The 16912-nt window shown below is 69.2% G+C and carries 16 protein-coding genes; 8 read left to right on the forward strand and 8 right to left on the reverse strand.

The genetic code is table 11. The annotated features are described in order from the left end of the window. Nucleotides 1–5 precede the first annotated feature (5 nt). Both thiD and thiC read right to left on the reverse strand, forming a co-directional pair. Nucleotides 6–839: a bifunctional hydroxymethylpyrimidine kinase/phosphomethylpyrimidine kinase gene (thiD, locus tag GPZ80_RS08210; protein ID WP_187219633.1), complete on the reverse strand. Its 834-nt coding sequence runs from the start codon at nt 837–839 to the stop codon at nt 6–8. Continuing rightward, entirely contained in the window at nt 839–2494 is a 1656-nt protein-coding gene (gene thiC / locus GPZ80_RS08215; RefSeq protein WP_187219635.1) for a phosphomethylpyrimidine synthase ThiC, read from the reverse strand. Before thiC ends, thiD begins: the two co-directional genes overlap by 1 nt. A gap of 310 nt (nt 2495–2804) precedes the next feature. Between thiC and GPZ80_RS08220 the strand changes: the two genes are divergently transcribed. Beyond that, the gene (locus GPZ80_RS08220; RefSeq protein ID WP_312880189.1) at nt 2805–3323 is read left to right on the forward strand and encodes a hypothetical protein; all 519 of its coding nucleotides are present in this window, start codon (nt 2805–2807) and stop codon (nt 3321–3323) included. A gap of 160 nt (nt 3324–3483) precedes the next feature. On the opposite strand, the gene GPZ80_RS08225 is transcribed toward GPZ80_RS08220, so the two are convergent. Together GPZ80_RS08225 and GPZ80_RS08230 are read right to left on the reverse strand one after the other, a co-directional pair. Then, nucleotides 3484–4083 carry a LysE family translocator gene (locus GPZ80_RS08225; protein ID WP_312880190.1) on the reverse strand — a complete coding sequence of 200 codons (600 nt, stop codon included), beginning with the start codon at nt 4081–4083 and terminating at the stop codon, nt 3484–3486. Nucleotides 4084–4322: 239 nt separating this feature from the next. Further along, complete coding sequence (locus tag GPZ80_RS08230; protein ID WP_187219639.1) at nt 4323–4898, reverse strand: peptide deformylase; 576 nt, start codon at nt 4896–4898, stop codon at nt 4323–4325. A 151-nt stretch (nt 4899–5049) separates the two neighbouring features. Between GPZ80_RS08230 and GPZ80_RS08235 the strand changes: the two genes are divergently transcribed. The 3 genes from GPZ80_RS08235 to GPZ80_RS08245 all read left to right on the forward strand — a co-directional run bounded on the left by GPZ80_RS08235 (nt 5050) and on the right by GPZ80_RS08245 (nt 6632). Continuing rightward, nucleotides 5050–5364, forward strand: a complete 315-nt coding sequence (locus GPZ80_RS08235; protein ID WP_187219641.1) for a DUF3263 domain-containing protein — start codon at nt 5050–5052, stop codon at nt 5362–5364. Beyond that, a complete protein-coding gene (locus tag GPZ80_RS08240; RefSeq protein WP_187219643.1) occupies nt 5361–5981 on the forward strand; it encodes a LytR C-terminal domain-containing protein in 621 nt (206 codons plus the stop codon). The genes GPZ80_RS08235 and GPZ80_RS08240 overlap by 4 nt, the downstream gene beginning before the upstream one ends. A 270-nt stretch (nt 5982–6251) precedes the next feature. Next, nucleotides 6252–6632, forward strand: coding sequence for an SSI family serine proteinase inhibitor (locus tag GPZ80_RS08245; protein ID WP_187219645.1), 381 nt, complete (start codon nt 6252–6254; stop codon nt 6630–6632). Between the two features lie 39 nt (nt 6633–6671). Here the strand turns inward: GPZ80_RS08245 and GPZ80_RS08250 are convergent, their stop codons facing one another. The 4 genes from GPZ80_RS08250 to moeA form a co-directional block, all read right to left on the reverse strand. Further along, nucleotides 6672–8891: an AAA family ATPase gene (locus GPZ80_RS08250; RefSeq protein ID WP_187219647.1), complete on the reverse strand. Its 2220-nt coding sequence runs from the start codon at nt 8889–8891 to the stop codon at nt 6672–6674. Between the two features lie 66 nt (nt 8892–8957). Beyond that, nucleotides 8958–9935, reverse strand: coding sequence for a CDP-diacylglycerol--serine O-phosphatidyltransferase (gene pssA, locus GPZ80_RS08255; protein WP_187219649.1), 978 nt, complete (start codon nt 9933–9935; stop codon nt 8958–8960). Nucleotides 9936–9938: 3 nt separating this feature from the next. Further along, nucleotides 9939–10655: a phosphatidylserine decarboxylase gene (locus GPZ80_RS08260; RefSeq protein ID WP_187219651.1), complete on the reverse strand. Its 717-nt coding sequence runs from the start codon at nt 10653–10655 to the stop codon at nt 9939–9941. Between the two features lie 481 nt (nt 10656–11136). After that, complete coding sequence (gene moeA, locus GPZ80_RS08265) at nt 11137–12333, reverse strand: molybdopterin molybdotransferase MoeA (RefSeq protein WP_187219652.1); 1197 nt, start codon at nt 12331–12333, stop codon at nt 11137–11139. Between the two features lie 155 nt (nt 12334–12488). On the opposite strand from moeA, the gene GPZ80_RS08270 reads away from it, so the two are divergent. The 4 genes from GPZ80_RS08270 (at nt 12489) to GPZ80_RS08285 (ending at nt 16910) form a co-directional block, all read left to right on the forward strand. Further along, on the forward strand, nt 12489–13118 hold the full coding sequence (locus tag GPZ80_RS08270) for an AIM24 family protein (protein ID WP_187219653.1): 630 nt from the start codon (nt 12489–12491) through the stop codon (nt 13116–13118). 55 nt (nt 13119–13173) lie between these two features. Further along, nucleotides 13174–14403: a serine/threonine-protein kinase gene (locus GPZ80_RS08275; protein ID WP_187219654.1), complete on the forward strand. Its 1230-nt coding sequence runs from the start codon at nt 13174–13176 to the stop codon at nt 14401–14403. A 169-nt stretch (nt 14404–14572) separates the two neighbouring features. Continuing rightward, nucleotides 14573–16195 (forward strand): chaperonin GroEL, encoded by a 1623-nt coding sequence (gene groL, locus GPZ80_RS08280; RefSeq protein WP_091379368.1) that lies wholly within the window; start codon nt 14573–14575, stop codon nt 16193–16195. A 133-nt stretch (nt 16196–16328) separates the two neighbouring features. Further along, nucleotides 16329–16910 (forward strand): Uma2 family endonuclease, encoded by a 582-nt coding sequence (locus GPZ80_RS08285; protein WP_246476855.1) that lies wholly within the window; start codon nt 16329–16331, stop codon nt 16908–16910. The last annotated feature ends 2 nt before the right edge of the window (nt 16911–16912 follow it).

Raw genomic sequence — 16912 nt, forward strand, 5'->3', positions numbered from 1 at the left:
ACACCCTAAGGTGTCAGAAAATCACCGCCGTCGGGAAGCCGCCAGAGCGGCGAGACGGGTCCGACACCGCTACCCAGCGGATACGCGGCTTGCACCGATCGGGTGATGAAGTCCTTGCCCGCCTTGACCGCGGCCACCATGTCGTTGCCCTTGGCGAGTGCCGCGGTGATCGACGACGCCAGCGTGTCACCGCTGCCATGCGTGTGTTTGACGTCGAACCGCGGGCCGACGAGCTCGATGAAGTCCGTGCCGTCGTAGAGCAGGTCGAGGCACTCGGCGTCGTCGTACATGTGGCCGCCCTTGACCAGCACCCACCGCGGGCCGAAGTCGGCCAGCGCCTTCGCCGCGTCGCGCTGCTGGGCCCGGGTGCCGACGTCGAGCCCGGTGAGCAGCCGTACCTCGTCGAGATTCGGCGTGACCAGGGTGGCGCGGGGAAACAGCTCGGTGCGGATCGCTTCGAGCGCTTCCCCAGCCAGCAGCGGGTTTCCGTGCATCGACGCGGCGACCGGGTCGATCACCAAGGGGATACCGGATCGTCCTATGTGGACTCGGTCGCAGGCGGCGGCCACCGCGGAGATGATCTCCGCGGTGGCCAGCATGCCTGTCTTCGCCGCCTGCACGCCGATGTCGGTCGCGACCGCCTCGATCTGCGCGGCCACCACCTTCGGCGGGATGGTGTGGACTCCCGTCACACCAAGGGAGTTCTGCACCGTCACCGCCGTGATCGCGGACATCCCGTGGACCCCGCAGGCGAAGAACGTCCGCAGGTCGGCCTGGATGCCCGCGCCACCACCGGAGTCTGATCCGGCGATGGTCAGCGTGCGAGCCGGCGTTTGCATTACTTCGTGTCGACGACAGGCAGGTAGACCTGCTTGCCGTGGTCGGCGAACTCGTTCGACATCTCCGCCATGCCCGCCTCGATGGCCTCCACGGAGGAAAGCCCGTGCTCCTCGGCGTACTTGCGTACGTCCTGGGTGATCTTCATCGAGCAGAACTTCGGACCGCACATGGAGCAGAAGTGCGCCGTCTTGGCCGGTTCCGCGGGCAGCGTCTCGTCGTGGAACGAGCGCGCGGTGTCCGGGTCGAGCGAGAGGTTGAACTGGTCCTGCCAGCGGAACTCGAAGCGCGCCTTGGACAACGCGTCGTCGCGCTCCTGTGCCCGCGGATGGCCCTTGGCGAGGTCGGCGGCGTGCGCGGCGATCTTGTAGGTGATCACGCCGACCTTCACGTCGTCGCGGTTGGGCAGGCCCAGGTGCTCCTTCGGTGTGACGTAGCAGAGCATCGCGGTGCCCAGCCAGCCGATCTGCGCCGCGCCGATGGCGGAGGTGATGTGGTCGTAACCAGGCGCGATGTCCGTCGCGAGTGGACCGAGGGTGTAGAACGGCGCTTCGCCGCACAGTTCCTCTTCGAGGCGGACGTTCTCGGCGATCTTGTGCATCGGCACGTGGCCGGGGCCCTCGATCATCACCTGCACGTCCTTGGCGCGGGCGATGTGCGTCAGCTCGCCCAGGGTTCGCAGCTCGGCGAACTGCGCCTCGTCGTTGGCGTCGGCGATCGAGCCGGGGCGCAGGCCGTCACCAAGGGAGAAGGTGACGTCGTACTCGCGCAGGATGTCGCAGAGTTCCTCGAAGTGCGTGTAGAGGAAGCTCTCCTTGTGGTGCGCCAGGCACCACGCGGCCATGATCGACCCGCCGCGCGAGACGATGCCGGTGACCCGCTTCGCGGTGAGCGGCACGTAGCGCAGCAGCACGCCCGCGTGCACGGTCATGTAGTCGACGCCCTGCTCGCACTGCTCGATCACCGTGTCGCGGTAGATCTCCCACGAGAGCTTGGACGGGTCGCTGTCGACCTTCTCCAGCGCCTGGTAGATCGGCACGGTGCCGATTGGCACCGGCGAGTTGCGCATGATCCACTCGCGGGTCTCGTGGATCCGCTTTCCGGTGGACAGGTCCATGATCGTGTCGGCGCCCCAGCGGGCGGCCCACACCATCTTGTCGACCTCGTCCTCGATCGAAGACGACACGGCGGAGTTGCCGATATTCGCGTTGATCTTGACCAGGAACTTCTTGCCGATGATCGCGGGTTCGGACTCGGGGTGGTTGCGGTTGACCGGGATGACCGCCCGGCCGATGGCCACCTCGTCACGCACGAACTCGGGGGTCACGCCTTCGCGTTCGGCGCAGAACCGCATCTCCTTGGTGATGATCCCGGCCTTGGCGTAGGCCAACTGCGTCACCGCGCCGTTGACCGGCTCCCGCTCGGCGATCCAGCTTTCGCGCAGCCTGTCGAGTCCTTTGTGGACATCAATGGTCGCGTTCTCGTCGGTGTACGGGCCGGAGGTGTCATAGAGGTCTACTTGCTCACCGTTGGTGAGGTCCACGCGTCGGATCGGAATGCGCAGGCCATCGCCCACGTCCCGGTAGGCCTTGTGCGACCCGATGATCGGGCCGGTGGTCACGGCGGGCCGCACGGAACGGTCGTCAAGAGCGGTCAACGGAAATCCTCCCTACGCCGGCATTACCCGGTCAGGTTCATCGGTCGGCGGCACCGGGTCCAAGACGTGGACACCAGCCGCCCTCTCAGCCCGCCATGGCGCGAGCTCCCGCGTTCTTTTGTGCAGTTGTCTACTCGAACCTAGTCGGCGGACGCGGCGTTGCCAACCGAGCACTAATCTTCCTCACATGCCGCAGCCGTACCCGCCTGGAGCCCGGCGCCTCGGACGACCTGCCTCGGCCGTTCCCTGCACGTCGTGCGGCGAACTCGTAGGTCGCGGTTACCTGGCGTGCGCGACCTGCACGGAGCGTGTGGACGCCTACTGGAAAGCGGACTGGGCCGCGCTGCTCGACTCCGAGGGCATCGTGGCGGGCGACCCGGAGGAACGCGACCTGGTCGCCCGGGTCTTCGGCGCTGAGCCCGGCACCCACCCGTGGACCTGCACGGACTGGGCGCTGCGGCTCACGGTCTGCCCGACCTGCCGCGCGGAACTGGCGACCGGCGACAGCGGCTGCCTGGCCTGCGCGGGCGCCGACCAGGCCCGCTGGGCCTGGGACTACGCCGCGATGCCCACGGCGATGACGTACAACGAGCACTCCCTGCGCCTTACCGTCGCCGGCCTACGCGCCGCCCACCGCCGCCGCGACAGCCAGGTGGCGTACTGGCGGCTATCACTGCCGTTCCTGCTCACCGGCGAACCGATCAGCAAGGTCCAGGCCCAGCGGGTGCGCACCTTCTTACTGGCCGGCCGCGAAGACGAGCTGTCATCCGCCGATTCGTACGCCGAGATGGCTTCCCTGCCGGACCTGCCCTGGCGAGCCCTGGCCTAGGTCCTGTCCTGTGAGTCCGGCACGCGCTATCCGCGCCCGGGCGGCCCCTGGCCGCACCGGCGCGAAGCCCAAGTACAACCCGGCACGAGCGGCTTCACGCCGGCGCGCCCAGGAACCACCCGGATCACGAATCCCGCGTACCGGACTCACAGGACAGGACCTAGGCCTCAAGCGCCAGCCGGATACCCAGCGCGATCAGCACGGCCCCGGAGAACCGCTCCAGCCGCGTCCGGATCTCGGCGCGCCGCAGCCAGCCCATGACGCGGGTGAGCATCGCGATCACCAGCAGGTACCAGACGGTGTCGATCGCCACCCAGAGCCCGGCGAGGGCCAGCAGAACCCAGTTCGGCGCGTCGGGGCTGACGAACTGGGGCAGGAACGAGATGGCGAAGACGGCGAGCTTCGGGTTGGCCAGGTTCACCACCAGTCCGGAGCGGAACCCCGAGCCGGCGGTGACTGCGGTCTCGGTGTGCTCATGCCTGCCGAACAGCGCCTTGATCCCGAACCAGACCAGCACGCACACGCCGACGATCCGCAGGCCTTGGTACGCGACCTCGGAGGCCACAAGCAGCACCGAGAGTCCCAGCCCCGCGGCCACGGCCCACACGGCGACGCCGACCTCCATCCCCGCCATCGTCGCCAGCGCGCCGCGACGGCCGCCGCGGATCGCCTGTCGCAGCAGCATCGCGGTGCCGACCCCGGGCACCATGGCGAGCAGGAACGAGGCGATGAGGAAGGCAAGGAAGCCGGACCAGGTCACGCACGCATGGTGCGCCCGCCCGGCCGCTGATCGCCACAGCTTTTCCGCCCCGCGAGTCCAACGCCCAAAACAGTGAGTTCAACACTCAGGCCGGTGAGTTCGACACCCAGGCGAATGGGTTCGACGTTCAAGCGGCCGGTGCGACTCCGCACGGCCCGCGTGATCGCGGGCGCGACCATCGGCTCACCGTCTTGAAGGTTGAACTCTTGTTTTGAGTGTTGGACTCGCGAGTGGGAGGGTCAGTCGTTGGCGAAGGGGTCCTCGGAGACGGACGGGTCCCAGGACAGGCCGGGCACGCCCCACTTGTTCGCCTTCACCATGCGCTTGGCCTCGCGCTGGTTTCGTCCGACCAGGCGGTTCAGGTAGAGGAAGCCGTCGAGGTGGTCGGTCTCGTGCTGCAGGCAGCGCGCGAAGAAGCCCGTGCCCTCGACCTCGATCGGCGAGCCGTCGACGTCCTGGCCGGTGACCTTCGCCCAGGTGGCGCGGCCGGTGGGGAAGGTCTCGCCGGGGACCGACAGGCAGCCCTCGTAGTCCTCGTCCGGGTCGGGCATGCCGTCGGGGATCTCCGAGGTGGTCAGCACCGGGTTGACCACCGTCCCGCGGTGGCGCACGCCCTCGTCGTCCGGGCAGTCGTAGACGAAGACACGCTGCGCGACGCCTATCTGGTTGGCGGCCAGGCCGACGCCGTTGGCCGCCTCCATGGTCTCGAACATGTCGGCGACCAGAGTCTTGAGGTCGTCGTCGAACCGGTCGATCGGCGAGGTCGGAGCGTGCAGGACGGGGTCGCCGACGATCCGGATCGGGTGAACTGTCATACGGGCAGGGTAGTTATTGCGCGTTGACGGACGCGCCGAGGACATGACGATCACATCGGGTGGTGACGTGGTGTAATGGCGCCTGAGGATCACACCTGTGTGATTCCGTTGCGGGAGCACGGATTCGCCAGACCGTGAGGCGAGGAGCCAGATGAACGCCGCTGAGGCATCGGCCTTTTCGGACCCGCGACCCACGCGGGCGAAAGCGTCCAGCGGGCTCAGTGAGCGAGATCACACGATCTTGGCTTTCGAGCGACAGTGGTGGAAGTGCGCGGGCTCCAAGGAGCAGGCGATCCGCGAGCTGTTCGAGATGTCGAGCACCAGGTACTACCAGGTTCTCAACGAACTGATCGAAAAGACCGAAGCCTTGGCCGTCGACCCGATGCTGGTGAAGCGACTGCGCCGGATGCGGGCGACCAGACACCGCGCGCGGTCCGCGCGGAGGCTGGGATTGGAATCACGATGACCACAGACCCGTCCGCGGCGCGTCCTGGCAAGATCGCCGGTCTCGTGCTGATCGGTGTCGCCGCCGTGTCCACCGTTCTCGGTGTCGTCACGCTGCTCGGCGGCAACGGCGACAGCGAGGCAGGCCAGCAGCCGGAGAGTTCGGCGCCCGCCGCGTCGCAGCCCTCTGTCACGCCGCCATCGACCTCCGAGTCGTCTCCGGGGCAGACGCCGTCGTCGGCGGCGCCGACCACGACGACTCCACCCGTCACGACGACCGCCGTGCCCACGAGCGCCGGGCCGGGGGCGGGGCCGGGCCAACCGGGTACGCCGTCCACAAAGGATCAACCCGTTCGGGTCTACAACAACAGCACGGTGGCCGACCTGGCCTCGAAGGCCCGGGATGATCTCGCCGCCCACGGCTGGAACGTCGTCGAGACCGGGAACTACTCGCAGGGGATCATCCCGACGACGACGGTGTACTTCGTTCCCGGCACCGCCGAGGAAGCCGCCGCGCGGGCCCTGGCAGCGGAGTTCGGCATTCGCTCCGAGCCGCGTTTCGAGGGCATCAAGGATTCGCGGCCTGGTCTTATCCTGATCGTCACCAAAGATTATCGTGGCGCGGCGGGCAAGGAATAACTTCCTTTGACCGAAAACCGCCGGCAATAAAGGAAGCGGCAGGCGCGGCGGTCCGTCGCGCCCCGGCCTGCGAGACGTCCACCAGCGGCAAGGTTCTTTAACCGGGCGGCTTGCGCCATTCGGCGGGCGGCCATCGGGCGACAATTGTGCAGCCGGTCACGGGCGAAAGGAAGAATCGCGCCCGGGTTGCGATGTTTTTTCATCGGCCTACTCTCGAATTCGTTCGGTCATCGATCATGACCGCGATACCATGAGAGGGTTGACTGACCTATGTTGCGCAAGGTCCTTATCGCCGCTTCCATCGCCGCGACCGCGGTGGCGACGGCTCAGCCTGCTTCGGCGACGCCCACGACAGCGTCGCTCGTCCTCACCTACCAGCACGAGGGCGACCCGATGCGGGTCGGCACGCTGCGCTGCGGCCCGGCAGCCGGACACCACCGCAGCCCGGAGGCTGCCTGCGCCCAGCTCGCCTCGGTGACGGGCGACTTCACCGCGCTCCTGGTGCACCCGGACCGCGCGTGCCCGTTGCACGTCGACCCGGTGCGCGTCACCGCGACGGGGGTGTGGGGCGATCGCCGAGTCTCCTACGACGAGACGTTCGGCAACGCGTGCCAGCTCTTCGTCGAGACTGGCGCGGTCTTCAACATCTGATCGAGCCCGGACCGGCGGGAGTCGACCCCGCCGGTCCGCTCACGCCTTGCGGGACTCGGCGTAGGCCTGCAAGGTCGCGAGCTGCGCCGGGTCCAGCGAGGGACGCACCTTCTCCCGCGACTGCTCCAGATGTCGCGCGGTCACCTCGGCCGCGTCCAGGCTCTCGCGCATCGCCGTGAGCGCCGCCTCCCGCAGGACGGCGGCACAGTCGGCGGCGGAGTAGCCCTCCAGTTGCTTGGCGAACTCGACCAGGTCGACGTCCGGCGCCAGCGGGATGTTGCGGGCAGTCGCCTTCAAGATCGCCGCGCGGGCCTCGGCGTCCGGTGGCGGCACGTAGATCAGCCGCTCCAGCCTGCCGGGGCGCAGCAGCGCGGGATCGACCAGCTCAGGGCGGTTCGTCGCGCCGACGACCACCACGTCGCGCAGCGGCTCCACGCCGTCGAGCTCGGTCAGCAGGGCCGCGACGACCCGGTCGGACACCCCGGAGTCCGACGACTGTCCCCGGCGCGGTGCCAAGGCATCGATCTCGTCGAGGAAGATCAGCGCGGGGGCGGCCTCGGCGGCGCGGCGGAACAGTTCGCGGACGGCGCGCTCGGACTCGCCGACCCACTTGTCCATCAGCTCCGCGCCCTTCACCGACAGCACGTTGAGCTGCCCGCTTCCCGCGAGCGCGCGAACCAGGAACGTCTTGCCGCCGCCGGGCGGGCCATAGAGCAGCACGCCGCGCGGCGGAGCGACGCCGAGGCGGGCGAAGGAGTCCGGGTAGCGCAGCGGCCACAGCACCGCCTCGGTGAGCGCCTGCTTGGTCTCCACCATGTCGCCGACGTCTTCGAGCGCCACGTTGCCGGTGCGTAGGGTGTCCGAAGTGGACATCGACGTCGGGCGGACGGTGTCCAGCGCGCCGAGGATGTCCGCGGACTCGATCCGCGGGTCTTCGGCGTCCTTGTGCCGCAGCGCCGCGCGGATGGCGGCCTCGCGGCGCAGGGCGATCAGGTCGGCGGCGACGAAGCCGGGGGTACGCTCGGCGACCGCCGCGTAGTCCACATCGGACACGACCGGCACGTCGCGGAACAGCATCCGCAGCAGCTCAGTGCGGGTCTTGCCGTCGGGCAGGGTCAGCCGCAGCTCGCGGTCGATCAGCTCGACGCCACGGGCCCGGGGGTCGATGGCTTCAGGGTGGGCGGTTGTCGCCACCAACGCGACTCGGGGGATGGCGATGGCGGCGCGCAGCGAGTCCAGCACCACGGTGGCGACCGGGGGCGGGGTCGTGGCGGGAAGCAAGGCGTCGATGTCGGTGATCAGCAGGACGCTGGGCTTGCCCGCGTCGGAGTGCGCGCGGATCTCCGCGATCGCGGAATCCACCAGGGCCGCGGTCGATTTCGCCTCCAGGACCGCGGCGGTGGGACCCGACAGTTCGACGACGGCGGCGTCCACGGAGTGGGCGACCGAGCGGACGACTGTCGACTTCCCGACCCCCTCCGGGCCGGTGACCAGCGCTCCGAGCCGAGGGGCGGCGCCGAGTTTCGCCAGCAGCTCCGGGCGCGTGAACGCGAGCTCGAACCACTCGGCGAGCGCGCGGGCCGCGTCTTGGGCACCCACCAGGTCGGCGATCGGGGTCGGCGGTTCCGCGGGCACGGGCGGGTCGGACCGGACCGGCGCGGTGGCGGCCGGGGCGGGTGCGCGTTCGCCTGTGCGTGGGCCGTCGCGCCAGCCGACCACAGTGGACGGGTGGACGGTGACCGCGCCCGGCGGCTCGGTCGCGGTGATCGTGAGCAGCTCGTTGGTCCACGTCATGCCGATGGCCCGCGACAGCTTGCCGCGCACCGCCGAGACGTCCGTGCCAGGGGGCGGGGACAGGTCCTGCGGCAGCAGCGACACCGCGTCGCCCGCCGTGAGGACCTTGCCTACCAGCGCCAACCGGACGGTCTCCGGGGTCAGCGAGGTCGTGGCCAGGCGCGAGCCCGCCACGGTCACCGAACGCGCGGGGGCGACCTCGACCTTCGAGACGACGACCTCGGCGCCCTCGGTCACGCCGAGGTTGGACATGGTCACGTCGTCGAGCAGGATCACCCCGGTCGGCCCCGCGGGGGCGCCTTCGGCGGCCAGCGCGGAACTGACGCGCGCGCCCGTGAGTTGGACGGCGTCCCAGTGCCGCACGCCGAGGGCGTCGAGCACTTCTCGGTGCAGCCGCACCACCCCGCGCCGGGTGTCGAGCGCGGACGGGGACAGCCGGGCGGTCAGGGTGATCTGTGATCCCACGCCGCGAGCCTATTGCCTGTGGCTCTCGCGCCGCAGGACGTCTGCGACTCTGTGCCTGGGAAGGGGTCAGCGGGACTGTTCGCGCCGCAGGCCTGTGCGTCGCCAGCTTCGCCTGCGGACCGGGCCCGCCACGCTCGGCTCCGGCGCCGGGGGCGCCGCCGCCTGCTGTCCGCCGTTGCGGCTGGGCAGCCGGACCGCGCGCTTGGCCGCCCCCGCGACCCGGTGCAGCGGTGGGCGCAGCCCGATCCGGCGCTGCGTGCCGTGTTCGCGCTTGATCGCCCGGCGTTCCTTCGACGGGACGTCCCAGGCCTCGGGGTGGTTGGCCAGCCAGTGCTTGCGGCGCACCGCGAACGGGATGTGGGCCAGGTACAGGACCAGGGCGATGGCCAGGGCGATCATCGGATAGGTGATCACCGCGGCGGCGAGCAGACCCACGCCCACCAGCATCGGCGCCACCGCGCGCGGCGAGACCTTGACCGACTTCACCGACAGGGTCGGGATGCGGCTGATCAGCAGCACGGCGACGGCCACGGTCCACAGCGCGATGAACGGCCTGGACTGCCACCACACGTCCCGCGAGCCGTATTCGATGGTCAGCATCATCGGCAGCAGCGCGAGCAGACCGCCCGCGGGCGCCGGGACGCCGACGAAGAACTCCTTGGCGTACGGCGGTTGCTCGGTGTCGTCGAGCAGCGTGTTGAACCGGGCCAGGCGCAGGATCATGCACACCGCGAAGATCAGGGCGATGCCCCAGCCCAGGCGGTTGTCCTCGAACTTCCAGACGTAGATCACCAGCGCCGGTGCGACCCCGAACGAGATGGCGTCGGCCAGCGAGTCCAGCTCGGCGCCCATCTTGCTGGTCGCGTCGAGCAGGCGGGCGATGCGGCCGTCGAGGCTGTCCAGGATCGCCGCGACACCGATCGCGGCGATCACCGCGGCCCACTGGTCGCGCATGGCGAAGTGCACGGCCGAAAGGCCGGCGCACATCGCCAGGACAGTGATCGCGTTGGGCAGCAGGCGCACCCCGGGGGACGCGGGCGCCATAGGTCAGCGCTCCGCGGACGGCAGCTCGGCCAGTACGGTCTCGCCGCCGATGGTCCGCTGACCGGCTTCGACGAGCACCCGGCTGCCGGTGGGCACGTAGAGGTCCACACGGGAGCCGAAGCGGATGAGGCCGTACGTGGTGCCCGCGTTGACCTTGTCCCCGTCGGCGACCTGGCAGATGATCCGCCGCGCGACAAGGCCTGCGATCTGCACGACGGCCAGGTCGTGGCCGTCGACGGTGCGGATGTGCAGGCTGTTGCGCTCGTTGACCTCGCTGGCGGCGTCCAGGTCGGCGGAGAGGAACTCGCCGTCCTTGTGGATCGCCCGCACGACCTGGCCGGTCGCGGGGGAGCGCTGGACGTGCACGTCGAACACCGAGAGGAACACGCTGATCCGCAGCATCGGGTCGTCGCCCAGTTCGAGCTCGGCGGGCGGAACAGCCTCGATGACGTGGGAGACAGTGCCGTCGGCGGGCGCCACGGCGATCCCGGGCCGCTGCGGAGTGACCCGCTTCGGCTCACGGAAGAACCAGGCCAGCCACGCCGTGAACACGGCACTGAGCACACCGACTCGACGCGAACGACGCCGAATCATCAGGGTCGCCGCAAGCGCGCCGAAGACAAACGGCCGACCACCCGGGTGGACCGGAGGGATGATGCTTTTGGTCAGCTCGACCGCGTGCTTGAAGGCATCGGACGGGGGCTGCGACGGGGCGGACATCAGGTGGCTGGTTCCTCGCGACTCGGCCGGATTTGCCCACACGCTACGCCAACAGTCGTATCGACCGAGATCTGACCGGCATCGAAACACGGGGCACCCGACCAGTGCCGTGCACCCCCCGACGGCGCACGGCACCGATCGGATGCCCCGTTGCGGAGCGAAACCATTCTACGCGCCCACACCTGACCGATCAATTCGACTGGTGAGCAGACGGTTACTTGCAGTGGCGATCTTACCCAAGCCGCCCCAGGCTGCCTCACGTGCTCCCAGTCGCCACGCGATCGCTGCGCGACCCTTGACAGCGATGATCGAGAATTAAAAGCGGCCAGGACGAGGGGCAGGGGGAAGCGCAGAGGCGAAGAGCCGTCCCTGAAGGTGACCCGTCCGGAGTTCAAGGGCAACGAGCTGTCCCTGAAAGTGACCCCGGTGAGCGGTAAAGGGAGAAGGTGCGCTTGTCCGGTGCGGGTGTGGCCGTGATCGGTTAATCGAGCAAGATCAGGTCTACCTCGTCGCCCGCTTTGACCTGTTCGACGCCAACCGGGATTTCGATCAAACAGTTCGATGCCGCGAAAGCGGACAGTAGGTGTGAACCAGGGCCGCCGACTGGCATTACCTCCACCATCCCGTCATCGTGCCGCGCCCGTCGGTATTGGGTCTTGGTTCCTGGTGACGACATGTCTTCCGTTGCCCTCGCCTGTGCGCGGGGACGGTCGACGTTCCGGTGTCCCAGCGCTCCTAGCAACGCCGGGCGGACGAAAAGTTCGAACGACAGGGCGGCGCTCACCGGGTTGCCGGGCAGGGTCAGTACCGGGAGGCCGAGGAAGGTGCCGAAGCCCTGGGGGCCGCCCGGCTGCATCGCGACCCGCACGAATTCGACGCCGTGGCCGGTGAGGGCGTCCTTGACCACCTCGTACGCGCCTGCGCTCACGCCGCCTGAGGTGATCAGGAGGTCTGCTCCTGGGGCGTGTTCGGCGACCACCGCGCGAAACTTGTCCACGTCGTCGGGGACGAATCGCAGGACGGTGGCGCTTCCGCCGATCTCCTCGACGGCCGCCGCGATGAGGACGCTGTTGGACTCGTAGATGTGGCCCGGGGGCAGTGGCTCGCCTGCCGCAACCAGTTCTGAGCCCGTCGAGAGGACCATGACACGTGGGGGCCTTCTGACCGGGAGCGTGCCCTGGCCGACCGCCGCCGCCAGGCCCAGCTGTGGTGGGCCGAGGACCGTGCCCGCGTGCAGGACCGTGACGCCTTCCACCACGTCCTCGCCCGTTCGCCGCAGGTGCTTGCCCGCGGGGACCGATGCGGTGATGTGCACGGTCTCGGTTCCGGCGTCGGTCAGTTCGACCTGCACGACCGCGTCCGCGCCCGGGGGCAGCGGTGCGCCGGTCATGATCCGGTGGGCCGTCCCCGGCTCCAGTGGCTGGACGTCGGTGCGGCCTGCCGGGATGTCGTCCGCGACCGGCAGCGTGACCGGAGCGGACGCGACGTCCTCAGCGCGGACCGCGTAGCCGTCCATGGCGGAGTTGTCGAACGGCGGCAGCGACACCCCGGCCACCACGTCCTCGGCCAGGACGAGGCCCAGGCAGTCGGCCAGCGGGAGGGACACGACGGGCAGCGGCGGCAGGAGCGCGGCGACGGTGTCGCGGTACTCCTGGGCCGTGTAGGTGCGTTTCGCCACCCGCCCATCCTTCCCTATCGTCGGCGGCGTTCGAGTACCGTCGCGCCGACGGACAGTCACCTAAGGGGACCGTGACGGCGCCTGACCACGGTCACCGCCAATCCGCGCCTGCTCCCCGACAGGTGACCGACGCCAGAATTTCGGGGAGGCGCGCAGTGCAAGTACGGACACGGCACACGCCGGCCTTTGGGGTGGCACGGCTCATGTTGGCGCCAGGCGAAGCGGTTCAGGCCGACTACTCGGCGCTGCTGGCCACCAGTTTCGGGGTGCTCGTCGATCAGCGTCGTGGGGGCGGTCGTTCCAAGGGCAGACCCACGGTCTTCACCGCTCCCGCCGAGGGCGGCTGGGTCGACGTCGCACCCGGCCTGCCCGGCGAGGTCTACGCGCTCGACCTCGACGGCACAGCGGGCTGGTGCGTCGCCCGCGGCGTCGGGCTCGCCGTGGCCAGCACCCTGCGGGTCGACCCGAGCTGGCCCAACTTCCACACCCTCTTCGGCGCCGAGCACGGCTTCCTGGAGCACGTCAGCGGCGTCGGCACGATCGTCCTCGCCGTCTGCGGCGCCCTCGACGTGGCCACCTTGGAGCCGGGTGAGGCGATCACGGTCGGCCCCGCGAGCGTGTTGGCCTACAGCGACGGCACCCAGACCAGGCTGCGCGCGGTGAGCCAGTCCGGCCCGCAGTCGGTCCGCACCGGCGAGGGCCTGATGCTCGACTTCGCAGGGCCCGGCCGCCTCCTGACCCAGACCAGGACCCCCCGGGCGATGGCGGGCTGGCTCGCCCGCTGAATCGATCTCACGGAACCGGACGCGGCCGTCACAACGCCCACGTTAGGCTCCAGGCGTGTCGGAGGACCTTACTGGGCGTCGCCTGGGGCATTACCGCATCGACGGAGTGCTCGGCAAAGGCGGAATGAGCGTGATGTATCGCGCCACCGACGTCAGACTCGGGCGCAAGGTCGCGCTCAAGGTCATCGCCGAACACCTCACCGAGGACCCCGAGTTCCGTGAGCGGTTCGTCGACGAGGCCCGCAACACCTCGGCCATCGACCACTCCAACGTCGTGCCGCTCTACGACTTCGGTGAGGTCGACGGGCTGCTCTACATCGCGATGCGGCTCGTCGAGGGCGCCGACATGGCGAGCCTGGTCAAGGACGGCCCGATGGCCCCGCAGCGGGCGATCAGCCTGCTCAGCCAGGTCGCCGAGGCCCTCGACAACCTGCACGAACGCGGCCTCGTGCACCTGGACGTGAAGCCGGCCAACGTGCTGGTCACCTCGCGCGAGTCGGCCACCGAGCACGTCTACGTCGCCGACTTCGGCCTGACCCGGCGCGGCGCCACCGGCCACCGCACCCGCGGCGGCGACTTCCTCGGCTCGCCGACCTACGCCGCGCCCGAGCACCTGCGCGGCGAGCCGGTCGACGGCCGCACCGACGCGTACTCGCTGGCCTGTGTCCTGTTCGCCTGCCTCAGCGGCCGCCCGCCCTTCCAGGGGCAGGTGTCCGAGGTCATCCAGGGCCACCTCAACCGCGAGGCCCCCAGGCTGACCGACTTCGCCCCCGGCCTGCCGCCCGCGATCGACGATGTCGTGCGGCGCGGCATGTCCAAGCAGCCGGGTCAGCGCTATGCCAGTTGCCGTGAGCTGATCGCCGCCGCCCGCCAGGCGCTGTCCGCACCGCCGCGGCAGGCGCCGCAGCAGCAACGGCCCGTGCAACAGCAGACGTTCCAGCAGTTCCCGACCCCGCCGCGGCAGGCGCCGTCGGCCTCCCATGCCGAGCCGGTGCGGCTGCGCCCACCGGTCCCGGCGGGGGCGGCGGCCTTCGGCAAGGAGCGCGGCGGCAACCGCTGGGTCGCTCCGGTGCTGGTCGGGCTGGTGGCGATCGGCCTGATCGTCGGGGCCATCGTGTTCCTCTCGCCGAAGGAAGGCGAACCCGGAGGCGGTGGCGGCACGTCCACGACCGGTCCGTCGATCCCGGTCGGGTCGGACGAGTCCACCGGGTCGTCGGGCAGCTCGAAGCCGACTACCCGCAAGACGCTGCCGTCCATCTCACTTGTGGCGCCGCCCTCCAACTGAGGGTCGTTTCTTGCACTCGACGCCCTAGAGTGCTAAAACCGACTTAGCACTCGGCCTCTCCGAGTGCCAAAGGTCGGGACGGTGAGGCCGGCGTTATCGCCGGGCGTCCGTCGCGGGCACCGAGCCTGGCCACGCTTCGTGTTTCCACCCAACGGAGGACCACACCGCAATGGCCAAGTTGATCGCGTTTGACGAGGACGCGCGTCGCGGTCTCGAGCGCGGACTGAACATCCTCGCCGACGCCGTCAAGGTGACGCTCGGCCCCAGGGGTCGCAACGTCGTGCTCGAGAAGAAGTGGGGCGCGCCGACCATCACCAATGATGGCGTCTCCATCGCCAAGGAAATCGAGCTCGAGGACCCCTGGGAGAAGATCGGGGCCGAGCTCGTCAAGGAAGTTGCCAAGAAGACCGACGACGTCGCGGGTGACGGCACCACCACCGCCACCGTGCTGGCCCAGGCCCTGGTTCGCGAAGGCCTGCGCAACGTCGCGGCCGGTGCGGACCCGCTGTCCCTCAAGCGGGGCATCGAGCAGGCCGTCGAGGCTGTCATCGAGCAGCTGCACAAGAACGCCAAGGAGGTCGAGACCAAGGAGCAGATCGCCGCGACGGCGAGCATCTCCGCGGGCGACACCACCATCGGCGAGCTGATCGCCGAGGCGCTCGACAAGGTCGGCAAGGAAGGCGTCATCACCGTCGAGGAGAGCAACGCGCTCGGTATGGAGCTTGAGCTCACCGAGGGTATGCGCTTCGACAAGGGCTACATCTCCGGTTACTTCGTGACCGACCCCGAGCGTCAGGAAGCGGTCCTCGAGGACCCGTACATCCTGCTGTTCGGCGGCAAGATCTCCTCGGTCAAGGACCTGCTCCCGCTGCTGGAGAAGGTCATGCAGGGCGGCAAGCCGCTGCTGATCATCTCCGAGGACGTCGAGGGCGAGGCTCTTGCCACGCTGGTCGTCAACAAGATCCGCGGCACCTTCAAGTCCGTCGCCGTCAAGGCGCCGGGCTTCGGCGACCGCCGCAAGGCGATCCTGCAGGACATCGCGATCCTGACCGGCGGCCAGGTCATCTCCGAGGACGTGGGCCTCAAGCTGGAGAACGCCGACATCTCGCTGCTGGGCAAGGCCCGCAAGGTCGTCGTCACCAAGGACGAGACCACCGTCGTCGAGGGTGCGGGTGACGCCGAGCAGATCCAGGGCCGCGTCAACCAGATCCGCGCCGAGATCGAGAAGTCGGACTCGGACTACGACCGCGAGAAGCTCCAGGAGCGTCTGGCCAAGCTCGCGGGCGGTGTCGCGGTCATCAAGGCCGGTGCCGCCACCGAGGTCGAGCTCAAGGAGCGCAAGCACCGCATCGAAGACGCGGTCCGCAATGCCAAGGCCGCCGTGGAAGAGGGCATCGTCCCCGGTGGTGGCGTCGCGCTGCTGCAGGCGGCCGAGGCTGCTTTCGCGGGGCTGAAGCTCGAGGGCGACGAGGCGACTGGCGCCAACATCGTCCGCGTGGCCGTCGAGGCGCCGCTCAAGCAGATCGCGATCAACGCCGGTCTCGAGGGTGGCGTCGTGGTGGAGAAGGTCAAGGGCCTCCCGCAGGGCCACGGCCTCAACGCCGCGACCGGTGTCTACGAGGACCTGCTCGCCGCGGGCGTGCCGGACCCGACCAAGGTGACCCGCTCGGCGCTGCAGAACGCCGCGTCGATCGCCGCGCTGTTCCTCACGACCGAGTGCGTCGTGGCGGACAAGCCGGAGAAGGCCGGAGCCGCCCCCCAGGGCGACCCGACCGGTGGCATGGACTTCTGAGTCCAGTCCAACCTGCTTGACCACGAAGGCCCGATCCGCACCGGATCGGGCCTTCGTGCCATTGAGGTGAGATCGCGACCGGCAGGCTCCCGTGTGGGAGACCGGCCTGGTGTCAACTCTGGAGGTGAGGGCAATGTCCGCGGCTATCGACCACGGGATGATGGGCCCCTACACCGTTGAGGACTGGTTGGCGATGGATCCGCCAATAGACGGGTCACGCCTCGAACTGCTCTGGGGACATCTGCACATGCGCCCTGCCCCGGCTGGCCAACACCAGACTGCCGCGGTCAATTTGCTCTTCATTGTGAAGCAAGCACTCCGGGCCGCGGATCGATCTGACCTGTTTGTCGCCAATGCGGTCAACGTGCGCATCTCCACGGCGTGGCGGACCGCGTTGATCCCGGATGTCGTTGTCCTGACGAGGAAGCCGGTCGGCGTCAGCTTCGATGCGGAAGAGTTGGTGCTCGCCGTGGAGATCTGGTCGCCCGGTAATCGCCGGGTAGAGCGGGAGACCAAGATGGCGGCTTATGCTGCGGCAGGCGTGCCATTCCTGTGGACCATTGACCAGGGTGACGAGCTGCGCGGGTGGTCGCTGGTGGCCTACCGGCTGGCAGAGGGCCGCTACGTCGAGGAGAACACGATCCAGGCGTACAAGCCTGCCACCATCACAGCGTCGCCGGTATCTATCAAGTTGGATCTGAACGAGCTCGACTAGTG

Origin of the sequence: Actinokineospora xionganensis (assembly GCF_014323725.1) — a bacterium.
Taxonomy (GTDB): Bacteria; Actinomycetota; Actinomycetes; order Mycobacteriales; family Pseudonocardiaceae; genus Actinokineospora; species Actinokineospora xionganensis.

Coding starts and splice junctions, on each gene's coding strand:
- GPZ80_RS08230 (WP_187219639.1), bottom strand. CDS start 4,898: ATGACAGTTCACCCGATCCGGATCGTCGGCGACCCCGTCCTGCACGCT.
- groL (WP_091379368.1), top strand. CDS start 14,573: ATGGCCAAGTTGATCGCGTTTGACGAGGACGCGCGTCGCGGTCTCGAG.
- GPZ80_RS08260 (WP_187219651.1), bottom strand. CDS start 10,655: ATGTCCGCCCCGTCGCAGCCCCCGTCCGATGCCTTCAAGCACGCGGTC.
- GPZ80_RS08235 (WP_187219641.1), top strand. CDS start 5,050: ATGAACGCCGCTGAGGCATCGGCCTTTTCGGACCCGCGACCCACGCGG.
- GPZ80_RS08240 (WP_187219643.1), top strand. CDS start 5,361: ATGACCACAGACCCGTCCGCGGCGCGTCCTGGCAAGATCGCCGGTCTC.
- pssA (WP_187219649.1), bottom strand. CDS start 9,935: ATGGCGCCCGCGTCCCCCGGGGTGCGCCTGCTGCCCAACGCGATCACT.
- GPZ80_RS08245 (WP_187219645.1), top strand. CDS start 6,252: ATGTTGCGCAAGGTCCTTATCGCCGCTTCCATCGCCGCGACCGCGGTG.
- thiD (WP_187219633.1), bottom strand. CDS start 839: ATGCAAACGCCGGCTCGCACGCTGACCATCGCCGGATCAGACTCCGGT.
- GPZ80_RS08285 (WP_246476855.1), top strand. CDS start 16,329: ATGTCCGCGGCTATCGACCACGGGATGATGGGCCCCTACACCGTTGAG.